Origin of the sequence: Parvibaculum sp. (genome assembly GCF_039680535.1) — a bacterium.
GTDB lineage: Bacteria > Pseudomonadota > Alphaproteobacteria > Parvibaculales > Parvibaculaceae > Parvibaculum.
Window position 1 is genome coordinate 15,143 of sequence record NZ_JBDKSS010000003.1, and the last position, 13,585, is coordinate 28,727.

At 64.2% G+C, this 13,585-nt stretch carries 14 protein-coding genes; 4 read left to right on the forward strand and 10 right to left on the reverse strand.

Annotated elements, in window-relative coordinates:
• Positions 1–92: 92 nt before the first annotated feature.
• The 3 genes from ABFC66_RS00840 to ABFC66_RS00850 form a co-directional block, all read right to left on the reverse strand.
• Positions 93–1,262, reverse strand: coding sequence for a RodZ domain-containing protein (locus tag ABFC66_RS00840; protein ID WP_346739059.1), 1,170 nt, complete (start codon positions 1,260–1,262; stop codon positions 93–95).
• A 286-nt stretch (positions 1,263–1,548) separates the two neighbouring features.
• Positions 1,549–3,819 (reverse strand): phosphoenolpyruvate--protein phosphotransferase, encoded by a 2,271-nt coding sequence (gene ptsP, locus ABFC66_RS00845; RefSeq protein WP_346739060.1) that lies wholly within the window; start codon positions 3,817–3,819, stop codon positions 1,549–1,551.
• Between the two features lie 123 nt (positions 3,820–3,942).
• Positions 3,943–5,196 carry an aspartate kinase gene (locus ABFC66_RS00850; RefSeq protein ID WP_346739061.1) on the reverse strand — a complete coding sequence of 418 codons (1,254 nt, stop codon included), beginning with the start codon at positions 5,194–5,196 and terminating at the stop codon, positions 3,943–3,945.
• Between the two features lie 228 nt (positions 5,197–5,424).
• Here ABFC66_RS00850 and ubiG point away from each other — a divergent pair, with 228 nt between their 5' ends.
• The 3 genes from ubiG (at position 5,425) to ABFC66_RS00865 (ending at position 8,073) form a co-directional block, all read left to right on the forward strand.
• The gene (gene ubiG, locus ABFC66_RS00855; RefSeq protein ID WP_346739062.1) at positions 5,425–6,207 is read left to right on the forward strand and encodes a bifunctional 2-polyprenyl-6-hydroxyphenol methylase/3-demethylubiquinol 3-O-methyltransferase UbiG; all 783 of its coding nucleotides are present in this window, start codon (positions 5,425–5,427) and stop codon (positions 6,205–6,207) included.
• A 77-nt stretch (positions 6,208–6,284) separates the two neighbouring features.
• Positions 6,285–6,650 carry a c-type cytochrome gene (locus tag ABFC66_RS00860; protein WP_346739063.1) on the forward strand — a complete coding sequence of 122 codons (366 nt, stop codon included), beginning with the start codon at positions 6,285–6,287 and terminating at the stop codon, positions 6,648–6,650.
• A 13-nt stretch (positions 6,651–6,663) separates the two neighbouring features.
• Positions 6,664–8,073, forward strand: a complete 1,410-nt coding sequence (locus ABFC66_RS00865; RefSeq protein WP_346739064.1) for a D-arabinono-1,4-lactone oxidase — start codon at positions 6,664–6,666, stop codon at positions 8,071–8,073.
• A 6-nt stretch (positions 8,074–8,079) separates the two neighbouring features.
• Here ABFC66_RS00865 and ABFC66_RS00870 read toward each other — a convergent pair whose 3' ends face one another.
• From ABFC66_RS00870 to ABFC66_RS00885, 4 genes are read right to left on the reverse strand one after another with little or no spacing between them, the layout of a single operon-like run.
• Entirely contained in the window at positions 8,080–8,502 is a 423-nt protein-coding gene (locus tag ABFC66_RS00870; RefSeq protein ID WP_346739065.1) for a DUF1178 family protein, read from the reverse strand.
• Positions 8,499–9,356 carry a carbon-nitrogen hydrolase family protein gene (locus ABFC66_RS00875; protein WP_346739066.1) on the reverse strand — a complete coding sequence of 286 codons (858 nt, stop codon included), beginning with the start codon at positions 9,354–9,356 and terminating at the stop codon, positions 8,499–8,501. Before ABFC66_RS00875 ends, ABFC66_RS00870 begins: the two co-directional genes overlap by 4 nt.
• A gap of 8 nt (positions 9,357–9,364) precedes the next feature.
• Positions 9,365–9,622: a glutaredoxin 3 gene (grxC, locus tag ABFC66_RS00880; RefSeq protein WP_346739067.1), complete on the reverse strand. Its 258-nt coding sequence runs from the start codon at positions 9,620–9,622 to the stop codon at positions 9,365–9,367.
• A gap of 32 nt (positions 9,623–9,654) precedes the next feature.
• Complete coding sequence (locus ABFC66_RS00885) at positions 9,655–10,455, reverse strand: ComF family protein (RefSeq protein ID WP_346739068.1); 801 nt, start codon at positions 10,453–10,455, stop codon at positions 9,655–9,657.
• Between the two features lie 79 nt (positions 10,456–10,534).
• Between ABFC66_RS00885 and ABFC66_RS00890 the strand changes: the two genes are divergently transcribed.
• Entirely contained in the window at positions 10,535–11,434 is a 900-nt protein-coding gene (locus tag ABFC66_RS00890; RefSeq protein WP_346739111.1) for a methyltransferase domain-containing protein, read from the forward strand.
• Here the strand turns inward: ABFC66_RS00890 and ABFC66_RS00895 are convergent, their stop codons facing one another.
• The 3 genes from ABFC66_RS00895 to argJ all read right to left on the reverse strand — a co-directional run bounded on the left by ABFC66_RS00895 (position 11,435) and on the right by argJ (position 13,577).
• Positions 11,435–11,614 carry a Flp family type IVb pilin gene (locus ABFC66_RS00895; RefSeq protein WP_346739069.1) on the reverse strand — a complete coding sequence of 60 codons (180 nt, stop codon included), beginning with the start codon at positions 11,612–11,614 and terminating at the stop codon, positions 11,435–11,437.
• Positions 11,615–11,659: 45 nt separating this feature from the next.
• Entirely contained in the window at positions 11,660–12,076 is a 417-nt protein-coding gene (gene mutT / locus ABFC66_RS00900) for an 8-oxo-dGTP diphosphatase MutT (protein WP_346739070.1), read from the reverse strand.
• Between the two features lie 64 nt (positions 12,077–12,140).
• Positions 12,141–13,577 (reverse strand): bifunctional glutamate N-acetyltransferase/amino-acid acetyltransferase ArgJ, encoded by a 1,437-nt coding sequence (argJ, locus tag ABFC66_RS00905; protein ID WP_346739071.1) that lies wholly within the window; start codon positions 13,575–13,577, stop codon positions 12,141–12,143.
• Positions 13,578–13,585: the final 8 nt, after the last annotated feature.

Here is a 13,585-nt window from a genome sequence, read left to right on the forward strand (position 1 = left end):
TGGTGCTCTATATAAGGTCCATTCATAGCAGAAACGATGCCCAAGACCAGAAATCCTGGGCCGAAAGCCGAATGGCCGCCGGTAAATCCCGCTCAGCGCGCCACGGGAGCCGCAGGCGCCCCCGGCTGGCCTGCCGGCGCCGCCGCCGCGCTCTGCTGCGGGCTGGCGGCAATGAGCGCCGCTGCATCGAGCGGCTTGCCGGTCAGAACCAGCGTCGGCGGACCTGCGAGCCCGAGGGAGGTTCCATCGACCAGAATTTCGAAAGCGCTCGCATCGCGCGCCACGAGGATGATCCCCGGCTTGCCCGGCGCCCTGTAGCTGTCGCCCAGCGCCAGAGTGCGCTCGATCAGCACGTGACCCTGTGCGTCCTCCACGCGGATCCACGCATCGCTCTTGCGGGCACGTACAACGACGCGACCGTCGATGTTCTCGCTGCCGAAGGTCTGACCGGCCTGGATCGGCGGCAATGCCGGAGCAAGCTCGGCCTGCAGCTGGACGGGAGCGGCAGCCGGCTGCGGCTCCAGCGCGGCCACTTGCTGGGCCGGCGCGGTCGCGGGCACGGCGTCCGCTGCGACCGGCGCGGCAGCCGGGGCCGGCGGCACCGCATAAACCGCGGAAGAATCCTGCTGAGGCGCGGAAACGCCCAGAAGCTGCGAAGAAGAGGATGACCCTTGAGTCCGCGTCGCGGCGGATGCCGGATCGCCGCTCAACACGGGACGCTCATCCGGCGCGCCGGTCGAGCCCGCCCGCTCCTCGATGCGCTCAGGCACCGGCGGAACGCGCTCGGCCATCATCTTGTCGGCGGAGCGCGTCAGCAGCCAGCCGCCATAGATGCCCAGCGCAACAACCAGTCCAACGATCAGGAAGGTGCCGCGCGGCAGCCTGGTCTCCTCCGTCACCTTCGGAAAGGTGAAGGCATCCATGGCCCGTTCGCTCTGATCGATCTCGAACTTGTAGCGATCGACCACATGGGCCACATCGAGCCCAAGATATTCTGCGTAGGAACGCACGAAGCCGATGGCATAGGCACGGCCGGGCAGATCGCGGTGGCGCCCCTCTTCGAGCGCTTCGAGCTGTTCGCGGCGAATGCGGAGCGCAGCGGCAATGGAACGGAGGTCCTCGCCCCGCTTCAGGCGGGCAGCGCGCAACTCGGCACCAACCGTATCGACGGGAAGCGGAGCGTCGCTGGAAATATCGCGCAGATGCAGCCTGCGACGTACCTCGGACTTCTCGTCCATTGGCGGCGTCGAACTTTTGATCATGGCCTTGGGATCTTCCCCGAGCTGAGCCGTCCCCATATACCCGTCACCATCTGGCGAATTAATCGACCGTCAGCGCCAGATCCGAGTGGCCCCAGACGCCCCCGTCCGAAACCGCCCAAAGTCGATGCGATCGCCCGTCCTTACCCGGCAGTAGTACGCCCCCGCAGGCACCTGCCGAATGCTAAGAATAAATCAAACCTGCTTAATAATCGCAACCACCGATTGGTCCAAACGTACGGAAATCGCTCGAAAAAGGAACGATGCCGCAACCGCTGTCACCGCACCGTCAAATAGCGACGCGATGGTCCCGCGCAAAGGACTTGAGCTCATCGCGAAGCGACGAAATGGGGAGCGCATATAGCCCCTCCATGTAGCTTTCGAGCGCACCGACGTCGAGCGAGCGCGCCATCATCTTGACCGGACCGATCGCGGCCGGCGACATGGAAACACGCCTGAATCCGACACCGAGAAGCGCCATCGCCTCCAGCGGTTTGCCCGACATCTCGCCGCACAGCGTCACCGGCACGCCCTGCGCGTGACACCTGGTCACGATCGATCTCAGAAATCCGAGAACCGCGGGGCTCAACAGGTCGTATCGGTTGGCTACGCGAGGATTGCCACGGTCTGCCGCGAAGAGGAACTGAAGCAGATCGTTGCTCCCGACACTGACGAAATCGACCAGCGGCAGAAGCGTATCGAGCTGCCAGACGAGCGAGGGAACCTCGAGCATGGTCCCGATCTCGACCTTCGCCGGCGGGGCCTTGCCGAACTTGGCGAGCCGCGCCAGCTCCTTGTCGACCAGGCTCCGCGCGCGCTTGAACTCCGCCACCTCTGCGACCATCGGAAACATGACGCGAAGCGAACGGCCGGAGGCCGCGGTCAGCAATGCGCGAAGCTGGTGCCGGAGGAGTGCCGGACGATCGAGACCGATGCGGATAGCGCGCCAGCCGAGCGCCGGGTTCTCTTCCTTGAACGCCGCCATGTCCATATAGGGCAGCATCTTGTCGCCGCCGATATCGAGCGTACGAAACACGGTCGGCTTGTCGCCTGCTGCATCGAGTACTGCAGAATAAAGCTCGATCTGATCCTTGAGACTCGGAAGCTTCGATGCGACCATGAATTGCAGCTCGGTGCGGAAAAGGCCGATGCCCTCCGCGCCAGACTCATGCAGATGGCGAAGATCCACCTGCAAACCTGCGTTCACGTAAAGATCGATTTTCTTGCCGTCGACACTGATCGCCGGCTCATGGCGGATCGCTTCATACTGCGCCTGCTTGCGTGCGCGGAAGCGCGCCTTCTCCGAATAGGAGTCGATGATGTCCTGCGACGGACGCACATAGACTTCGCCCGCGTCGCCATCGACGATGATCGCGTCGCCCTGGTCGATGTGATCAAGAATGGCCTCCGCACGGCCGACCGTCGCAATGCCCAGCGCACGAGCGACGATGGTCACATGCGCATTCTGCGCGCCTTCCTCCAAGACAAGGCCGCGCAAGCGCTCCTTGTCATAGTCGAGAAGCTCGGCGGGGCCCATGTTGCGGGCGATGACGATGGCATCGTTCGGCAGATTGCCGCTCGCCGAGGAAAGCTTCACGCCGGTCAGCTGGCGCAGAAGCCGGTTCGCGAGATCGTCGAAATCGTGGAGCCGCTCGCGCAGATAGGGGTCGGCTGCGCGTTGCAGCCTTGCGCGCGTATCGTTCTGCACGCGTTCGACGGCGGCTTCCGCCGTGAGGCCGGTCCGCACCGCCTCGCTCATGCGCTGCAGCCAACCGCGATCGTTCGCGAACATGCGATAGGCCTGAAGCACCTCGCGATGCTCGCCTGCATGGCTCAGGTCTTCCGTCTCAAGCATGTCGTCGATCGAGCCGCGGAGCTCATAGACCGCCTGCTCCAGCCTGTTCAATTCGACGTCGACATCCTCGGCGATGAGCTTCGTGACATGCACACGCGGCTCATGGAGCACCGCATGGCCGAGCGCGATGCCCTCGGAGAAGGAGCCACCCTTGACGTGAAACGGACGGCGGCGCGTCGTCGTCGGCTCGTCGAGTTCCTGCAGGTTGATGAGGTCGCCAGCCGCCACGACTTCGGCGAGCACCATGGCCACCGTCTGCAGCGCCTCGACTTCTTCTTCGGTGTAATTGCGCTTCGTGCGGTTCTGGACGACCAGAACGCCGACGACGCGGCCCGATCTGAGGATCGGTACGCCCATCAGCGACTTGTAGACCTCTTCGCCGGTTTCCGGTCGGTAGGCGAAGCCCGGATGCGATTGCGCGTCGGCAAGATTGAGCGGCCTTGCGTGCGCGGCAATGTCGCCGACAAGGCCTTCGCCGACTTTCAGCCGGGTCTTGTGAACGGCGCTCGGCTTCAGACCTTCGGTCGCGAAGAGCTCAAGCTCGCGCGTCGGGCGCATCAGATAGACGGAGCACACCTCCGCGACCATGTTGGCCGCGATCAGCACGACGATCTTGTCGAGCCGCTTCTGCGCCGCCTGAGGCTCCGCCATGACCTCGCGCAGCCTGCGGAGCAAGACGCGGGGACCACCGACGGAGCCCACCATCAGTTCGCGTCCCTCTGGTTGCCGCTCGCACGGCGCACGAATCTGCGGCGGCGCCGGAGCGCCGTCTGCGTCTTCGCGGCCATCCGGCCGGATATGGCGAGCTGAGGGTTCACGCGGTCTCCGTTATTCGCCGTCGAGTCCGTAAGCCGTGTGCAATGCGCGCACGGCAAGCTCAGTGTACTCCGACGCGATCAGCACGCTCACCTTGATCTCCGACGTGGTGATGGCGAGGATGTTGATGCCCTTGGCAGCGAGCGTTTGAAACATCGTCTTGGCGACGCCCGTATGGCTGCGCATGCCGATACCGATGATCGACACCTTGACGACATTGGTGTCGGTCTTGATTTCCTGCGCGCCGATCTCGGCCTGCGCCTTGCGGATCACATCCTCCGCACGGGCAAGTTCGGCCTGCGGCACCGTAAACGTCATGTCGGTGCTCTTGCCGTCATCCGAGACGTTCTGGATGATCATGTCGACATTGATCGAATTGTCGGCAAGCGGGCCGAAGACCTTGGCGGCGACGCCGGGCTTGTCCTCGACCTTGACGAGCGTGACCTTGGCTTCGTCCTTCGAATAGGCGATGCCGCTGACGACTTGCTGTTCCACGATTTCTTCCTCGTCGCAAACGAGTGTGCCGACGATGTCCCCAGCCCCGGTTCCTTGGGGAGCATCGGGCGCATCGAAACTCGAGCGGACCTGAAGTCGCACTCGATAGACCATGGCGAGCTCAACGGAGCGGGTCTGGAGAACCTTGGCGCCGAGAGACGCCATCTCCAGCATTTCCTCGTAACTGATTTTATCAAGCTTTCGGGCCTTCGCAACGATACGAGGGTCCGTGGTGTAGACGCCGTCGACATCCGTGTAGATGTCGCAACGATCGGCATTGATCGCCGCTGCGATCGCGACGGCGCTCGTATCCGAGCCGCCGCGCCCGAGCGTCGTAATCCTGTTGTCGGGGCCGAGCCCCTGGAACCCTGCGATGACCGCGACCTGACCTTCGCCGAAGCGCCGGACGATCTCGTCGCCGTTGATTTCCTGAATACGCGCGGCGCCATGCGCGTTGTCGGTGCGGATCGGAATCTGCCAGCCGAGCCAGGAGCGCGCCGGAATACCGATGCGCTGAAGCTCGATCGCCAAGAGACCGACCGTCACCTGCTCGCCCGTGGCGACAATGGTGTCGTATTCGCGCGCATCGTGGAGCGGCGCCGTTTCGCGCGCCCAGGCAACGAGCTGATTCGTGGTGCCGGACATGGCGGAAACGACCACCGCGACCTCATGGCCCGCATCCACCTCGCGCTTCACATGCTGAGCGACATTGCGGATTCGCGCGACGTCGGCCACCGATGTGCCGCCAAACTTCATGACCAGTCTGGCCATTCCTGAATATCCTGTCTTCGGGCCTCAAGGCCCCTAGCTTACGCACGCTCGCTCCGGCCGCCCCGCTGGACCCGAGCCATGCGGACGCCCTATATCATGTCGCGATTGGGATGGACCTGATGCCGAACCGAGCCTGAGCCCATACATACTCGGATGGCACTGGCCTCGCAACCGGGCCCGGGCCAAGATCGACGTTGCTCAATGCCGCACCTGCGAAGGGATTTTCTTATGACAAGCGCCGCCACCACTCCGGCAGGGGCCAGCACCGTCGATCCGGACGAAGTCGCCCGATTTTCCGTCATAGCGGCCGAGTGGTGGGATCCGACGGGCAAGTTCGGTCCGCTGCACAGGTTCAACCCGGTCAGGCTGGGTTTCATCCGTGAGCGCGTTTGCATGCATTACGGCCGCGATCCGAAGGCCCTCCACCCCTTCGCCGGTCTGCGCCTGCTCGATATCGGCTGCGGCGGCGGCCTCCTCTCCGAACCCATGCGACGCCTCGGCGCCGAGGTCATCGGCGCGGATGCGGGCGAAAGGAACATCGCGACCGCCTCGATCCATGCACAGGAGCAGGGTCTCGATATCGATTACCGCTGCACCACGGCTGAAGCCCTCGCCGAGGCCGGCGAGAAGTTCGACATCATCCTCAACATGGAAGTCATCGAGCATGTCGCGGACCGCGACATCTTTCTGAAGGCCTGCAGCGCCATGCTGAAGCCGGGAGCCCTCATGATCGTGGCCACGATCAACCGGACCATGAAGGCGTTCGGCCTCGCGGTCGTCGGGGCCGAATACGTGCTGGGCTGGCTGCCTCGCGGCACGCATGACTGGTCGAAATTCGTGACCCCCGCCGAGATGCGGCAGGGGCTTGCCGATGCGGAACTTGAAGTCAGGGAAGTGAGCGGCGTCAGCTACAATCCGCTTGGAGATATCTGGAAGGTCTCGGGCGATACCGGCGTCAACTACATGGTCGTGGCGGTCAAGCCTGGCAACGGCCGGCAGGACGAAAGATAGCGATCACTATTATGTCTTGACGGAAAAATCCCGCCTCGCCATTGTGCAACGGAAGACACGATGGGGAGCGGGGAGTCATGCATCGCCCATGGAAGATCGCGGTCATTGCCGTGCTGGCGGGCCTCGCGCTCACCGGCTGCGGCAAGGAAGACGAAGCGGCCAAGCCCGTCAGGCTCGATGAGCGGCTCGCCGACATCTATGGCCGCACCTGCCAGACCTGCCACCAGAACGCGGAAACCGGCGCGCCGCTCGCGCATGATCTCGCCGCATGGAAGCCCCGCCTCGCGCAGGGCGAGGCCGTTCTCGGCGATCACATCATCAACGGCTTCAAGGGCATGCCGCCGCTCGGCCAGTGCATCGAATGCTCGGCGGACGATCTCATCACCCTCATGAGGTTCATGGCCGCGCCCGCACCGGAATCGACACAAGAAGAAGAGCACTGAGAAAGCACGGCCCATGAACGCATCGCGCCGCAACCTGCTGAAACTCGCCACCGCCGCCAGCGCGCTCGCCGCAACCGGCACGATCCCCGCACTGGTGGAAAGCGCCTTCGCCGACGCATTGCCGCCGACGCAGCCGCCAGCGCGCAAGGCACTTCCCTGGCACAACTGGTCCGGCGGACAATCCTGCGAACCGTCCGTTCGCGCGGCGCCCGCCAATGAGGCGGAACTCGCGGCGCTGCTGAAAAAGACAACGGCCCCCATTCGCGCCGTCGGCGCCGGTCATTCATTCTCGGGTCTCGTTCCAACCGAAGGGACGCTGCTGACGCTCGACCGCATTTCAGGCGTGGTCGATCACGATCCGGCGACGCATCAGGCGACGGTACGCGCCGGTACGCGCCTCGCCGCGATGGCGGAAGAGCTCGCCCGCCGCGGCCTCGCGCTGGCCAACCTGCCGGACATCAACAAACAGTCGCTCGCAGGCGCGATCTCCACCGGCACCCATGGAACAGGCATCGATATCGGCTCGCTATCGAGCTTTGTGACCGGGCTGCGCCTCGTTACCGCCTCCGGCAAGACGATCGACTGCGATGCGCAGAACCGGCCTGAGATTTTCAATACGGCCCGCGTGTCTCTTGGTGCGCTCGGCATCATCACGCAAATCCGCATCCAGGCGCAGCCGATCTACAAGCTGAAGCGGCGCACATGGATCGCGCCCGTGAACGAAATGCTGGAGCAGATTCCGGAACTCGAAGCGAAGAACCGGAATTTCGAATTCTATTACATCCCCTATTCCGGCATGGCGCTCGGCATCGTGAACAACGAAACGAACGAGCCCGAAACGCCCACACCCGTCAACGAGGACGATGACGGCTTGCGCGAATTGAAGATGCTGGAAGACTGGCTCGGCTGGGCGCCGACGCTCCGCCGCTGGGCAATCCAGAAGGCTCTCGCCGGTCGCGGAGCGGAAGAGCGCGTCGACTATTCCAACAAGACGCTGGCGACGGAGCGCGGCGTGCGCTTCAACGAAATGGAATATCACCTGCCGCGCGAAGCAGGCCCGGCCGCACTGCGCGAAATCATCGACACGATCGAGAAGAACAACATCAAGGTCTTCTTCCCCATCGAATTCCGCACCACCGCGCTGGACGATATCTGGCTGAGCCCCTTCTACCAGCGCAAGAGCTGCTCCATCGCCATCCATCAGTTTCACGAATGGGATTACAAGCCCTATTTCGAAGCGATCGAACCAATCTACCGCAAGCATGACGGCCGCCCGCATTGGGGCAAGCTCAACACGCTCACGGCGGCTGATTTCTCCACGCTCTACCCGAGGTGGAAGGACTTTCTCGAAGTCCGCGCGGAACTCGACCCGACGGCCAAGTTCCTCAATCCGTATCTGAAGAAGGTCTTCGGCGTCGCCTGAGAGGGATCAGTTTGCCCGGCGCGATGGCACGACCGGCAACGGCGCAACCTCGACACCTTCCTCGATCAGTTCACGCGCTTCATCGACCGTCGCCTCGCCATAGATGCCGCGCTGCTCTTCCTCGCCGTAATGGATGCGGCGCGCGGTCTCGGCAAACTTGTCGCCCACATAGTCGCAATTTTCTTCGACCTTCTTGCGCAGCTCCGTCATCGCCATGACGAGCTTCTGCACGACCTGCGAGGCGTCGATCGCGTCGCGCTTTTTCGTCCCCGCAACGTTGGGCGCCATAAGGCCCTTGCGCACCTTGGCGCTGCCGCAAACGGGGCATGTGACCTCGCCCGCCTTCACCTGATCGTCGAAAACCGAAGAGGAACGGAACCAGCCGTCGAATTCATGTTCCTTTTCGCAAAGAAGAGCGTAGCGGATCATGACGCCTCCTTCGCCGTGGTCGGCAGATCGAATGGCTTGTCGTGAAGGAGGCTCGGCACACGGGTCCGCGCCTCGTCCACCTTCGCCGGATCGATCCCGACCATGATGATGCCCGGCTCCGTGCCCGCCTCGGCAATCACTTCACCCCAGGGGGCAACGACAAGGCTGTGGCCGAAAGTCTCCCGGCCATTCTCATGACGCCCGCCCTGCGCCGCCGCAAAGACGAAGGAACCCGTCTCGATCGCACGGGCACGCAGAAGCACATGCCAATGCGCCTCCCCCGTCTGTCGCGTGAAGGCGGCCGGCACGGTGAGGAAGCGTGCGCCCGCATGGGCCAGCGCGCGATAGAGATGGGGAAAGCGCAGATCGTAGCAAATCGTGAGCCCGACGCGGCCCCAGGGCAGATCGGCCGTCACAGCTTCGCGGCCAGCTTCGAAATTGCGCGACTCGCGATAGGACTCGCCACCCGGAAGATCGACGTCGAACATATGGATCTTGTCGTAGCGCGCCGCGACGGAGCCATCGGGCGCAACGAGGAAGGAGCGGTTGGCGAGCTTCGTCTCCGCCACCTTGATCGGGAGCGAGCCAATGGAAAGCCAGATCTTCTTTTCGCGCGCGACGGCACGAAGCGCGGCCAGAGCCACGTCGTCTTCCTCGGCCCTCGCCTTTTCGAAGAGCAGCCCGCGTTCGGCCTCCATGAGCGAGGTGTTCTCGGGCGTCAGCACGAAGTCGGAACCCGCTTCAGCCGCACGCGCCACGAGATCGACAACGGCCTCCGTATTCGCCGCAACGTCGCGCCCCGCGCGCAACTGCACGCAGGCGGCGACAAAGGATGAATTGCGGGAACCGGTCATGGTCGCCTTCAGGCCGCGAGCAGCGGATCGAGCTTGCCCGCGCCATCGAGCGCATAGAGATCGTCGCAGCCGCCCACATGGGTTTCCCCGATGAAGATTTGCGGCACGGTGTAGCGGCCACCGGCCCGCGCCGTCATTTCATCGCGCCTGGCAGCGTCGCCACTCACGTCGATCTCATGAAACTTCACGCCCTTCTTGCCGAGCAGGGCCTTGGCTCGCATGCAATAGGGGCAGGTCATCGTGGTGTAGATGGTCACTTCCGCCATGGGCGGCACTCCTCAGAAAACATGTCGATATATCATATAGTTGCTCCCTCGCCGGGAACAACCCGGGCAAGGCAGAGCACTCTGACCTCCGCCGCCCCTGCGGCATTGAGCACCCGGGCACAGGCATCGACGGTCGCGCCGGTCGTTATCACATCGTCCACGATCACGACGATCCGCCCTTTGACGCAGCCTTCGAGCCTTTCGCGCAACCGGAAGGCGCCCGCCACATTGCGCCGCCTCGCATTGCCCGAAAGCCCAACCTGCGGCCGCGTCGCCCGGACCCTTTCAAGCAGGTCCGGCACGAAGTCGACGCCCGAAAGCCGGGATAGGCGACGCGCCAACTCCGCCGATTGGTTGAAACGGCGCGAAAAGAGCCGCCGCCTGTGGAGCGGCACCGGCGCGACTATGTGCGCGTCTTCCAGCAGCTCGCGACCGGCCCGCGCCATCCATCGGGCAAAGGCAGGCGCCACCTCCATGCGGTCGCCATATTTGTAGCGATGGACGAGTTTCGCGCTTTCGTCCGAATAGCGCATCACGGCACGCGCCCTGGCATATGGCGGCGGGGAGGCAAGCGCCGCGGCGCTGACGATGCCGGGGCCCGGATCATAGGGAAATGGAAGGCCGCTCACGGGGCAGAAGGGCGCATCGATGAAGCCAACGGCAACCCAGCAGGGTCCGCAAAGCGCCCCATGCGCCTCCACGCCCCGGCCGCAGGAAATGCAGAGCGGCGGCAGCGCCAGATCGGCAAGCCGGGCCGCAAGCCCAAGCGCCGCCCGCGCCCAGCCGACGCTTCGCTCCGCAATGCCCACCTTTTCGTCGATGCCCCCGTCCATGGTCGAAACCTAGCGCCCCGCGGAGTGGGGGCAAAGCCTGCGCTTGCAGCATTCCCTCGCGATCACCATGATGCGCGCCATGCAACAAGCCTCCACCATGCTCATTTTCGACCGCAAGCTGCATGCGCAACGCCGCGCGAGGGCGGCGGCCGGCTTTGCCGGTCACGACTTCCTCGTCCGCCGCGTCGTCGAGGAATTCTCCGACCGGCTGATGGCGGTGAACCGGAATTTCCCTCTGGCTCTCGATCTCGGCAGCCATCTCGGCGCGCTCATCCATGCGGCGCTTCCGGCGGGCAAGATCGGCGCGCTGGTCGCAACCGATCTCTCCCCCGCCATGATCGCGCGGGGTTCGGGCTCGAGGCTCGCGGCCGACGAGGAACATCTTCCCTTTCGCGATCAAAGCTTCGACCTGATTGCCAGCGCCCTCTCGCTTCACTGGACGAATGACCTTCCCGGCGCGCTCGTCCAGATCCGCCGCGCGCTCGTTCCGGACGGCTTGTTCCTCGGCGCCGTTTTCGGCGGCGACACGCTGACCGAACTTCGCCAATCTCTCGCCGAGGCCGAGATCGAACTCGAGGGCGGCCTGTCACCCCGCGTCTCGCCCTTCGTCGAATTGCGCGACATGGGCTCACTCCTTCAGCGCGCGGGCTTCGCGCTGCCGGTCGTCGACTCGGACCGCATCACCGTGCGCTATGGGAATGCGCTGAAGCTCATGTCCGAGCTGCGCGGCATGGGAGAGACAAATGCGCTGATCGAGCGGCGGCGCACCCCGCTGCGGCGCGGGACGCTGCTCCGCGCAGCGGAAATCTATCAGCAGAAATTCGGATTGCCCGACGGACGGGTGGAGGTGACCTTCGAGGTCATTTTCATGACGGGCTGGTCGCCGCATGAGAGCCAGCAGAAGCCGCTGAAGCCCGGCAGTGCCAGGATGCGCCTCGCCGACGCCCTGCGCGGCGATGAAAACTCCAAAGGCGACTGATTATCCGAAATAGGCGGCAAGCGGCTGGAAGAGCGCGGCAAGATCCCCGCCCAACACCGACAGGACGCCTATGACACCCGTCGCGATGATGGCGAGGATCAGTGAATATTCGATCGCCGTCGCGCCACGCTCATCGCGTTGAAAACGCTGGAACTCGATCTGGGCCGTTATTGCGCGCATTGCACTCTCCCGTTCTGTCGCGACCGCCGGGAGATGTCAGGCACCTCAGAGCAGGTCGCGAAGCGCGGCCACCAGCGGTTCGTCCGCAGGCGGCATCGGATAATCCCGCATCCTCGCGGGTTTCACCCATTCAAGCGCCTGCCCCTCGATGGACTGAACCGTCCCCTGCCACCGCCTGCAGACATAGAGAGGCATGAGCAGGTGAAAGTCCGCATACGCATGACTCGCGAAGGCAAGAGGCGCCAGACACGCCTTCGCGACCTCGATACCGAGCTCCTCGCGCAACTCGCGAATGAGCGCGTCTTCCGGCGTCTCTCCCGGCTCCAGCTTGCCGCCGGGAAATTCCCAGAGCCCAGCAAGCGACTTGCCCTCGGGCCTCTGGGCGAGCAACACGCGCCCGTCCGCGTCGACGAGCGCGCAGGCCACGACCAGCACGATGTTCAGTGCGCGACCTTTTGTCATCGTGCCACCATTGACCGGAATTGTATGCGCCTAAATGAGCGCATGGTTAAGGCGAGGTTACCGATCAGCTGCGATAATCCGCGTTGATGCGGATGTACTCGTAGGTGAGATCGCAGGTCCAGACCGTCGCGCCGGCCTTGCCGACGCCGACATCGACTTCGATATCGATGTCCTGGCCCTTCATGTGACGCGCGACGGGCGTCTCGTCATAACCCGGAACGGCGACGCCATTCCTGGCCACATCGACGCCACCGATGCGGATCGCGAGCTTGTCGCGGTCCGCAGCCTCACCTGATTTGCCAACCGCCATGACGACGCGGCCCCAATTCGCATCCTCGCCGGCGATCGCCGTCTTCACCAGAGGCGAATTTGCGATGGCAAGGCCGATGCGCCTCGCGGCTTTCTCGTTCTCGGCGCCGCTCACCTCGATGCGAATGAACTTCGAAGCGCCCTCGCCATCCTTCACCACCTGATGCGCGAGATCGAGCAGCAGGTCGTCGAGCGCCTTGCGGAACTCGGCAAGCACGGGATCGCCTGCGCGTTTCACGAGGCGCGCACCCTTCGCCGTGCCCGTCGCAAAAAGCAGCACGGTGTCGCTGGTCGAGGTATCGCTATCGACGGTGATCGAATTGAAGCTGCGGTCCGAGCCCTCGGCGACAAGGCTCTGCAATGCCGCCGGCGCAATCGCCGCATCGGTCACGATGAAGACGAGCATGGTGGCCAGATCGGGCGCGATCATGCCCGAACCCTTGCCGATACCGTTGATCGTCACCGTCGCGTCGCCGATCCGCGCCTTGCGCGTCGCGAGCTTGGGATAGGTATCGGTGGTCATGATGGCGCGGGCGGCCCTGTCCCACTGGTCGGGACCGGCGGCATTGAGCGCCATGTGGATGCCGGTGAGAAGGGGCGAGGGATTGAGCGCCTGGCCAATGACGCCCGTCGAGGCGACATAGACCTCGTCCTCATCGCAACCGACGGCAGCGGCGGCCTCCATGACCGTCGCCTCCACGGTGGCGACGCCCGCCTTGCCGGTAAAGGCGTTCGAGTTGCCCGAATTGACGACGACGGCGCGGCCGCGTCCGCCCTTCGCAATGCCCGCGCGGCACCATTCGACGGGCGCGGAGGCCGTTTTCGAGGTCGTGAAAACGCCAGCCGCTGCCGTGCCTTCGGGCAGGCTGATGACGAGCACGTCGTCGCGGCCCTTGTACTTGATGCCCGCCGCCGCCGTTCCGAGAGAAACGCCCGCGATCGGCGGGAGCTTCGCATAGGATTTCGGCGCAAGCGGCGAGACCTTGTGTCCTGCCTTTTTTGCGGTCGCCTTTTTCGCCGTGGCCTTTTTCGCGGCAGCCTTCTTCGGCGCAGTCTTCCTGACGGCCGCCTTCTGGGCCGCCGGCTTCTTCGCCTTGGCCTTCGGCGCGGCTTTCAGCGCCTTCTTCACGGGTTTCTTCGCAGCCTTTGCGACCGGCTTCGCTTTCGCGGTCTTTTTCGGGGCCTTCGCCATCACTCGTC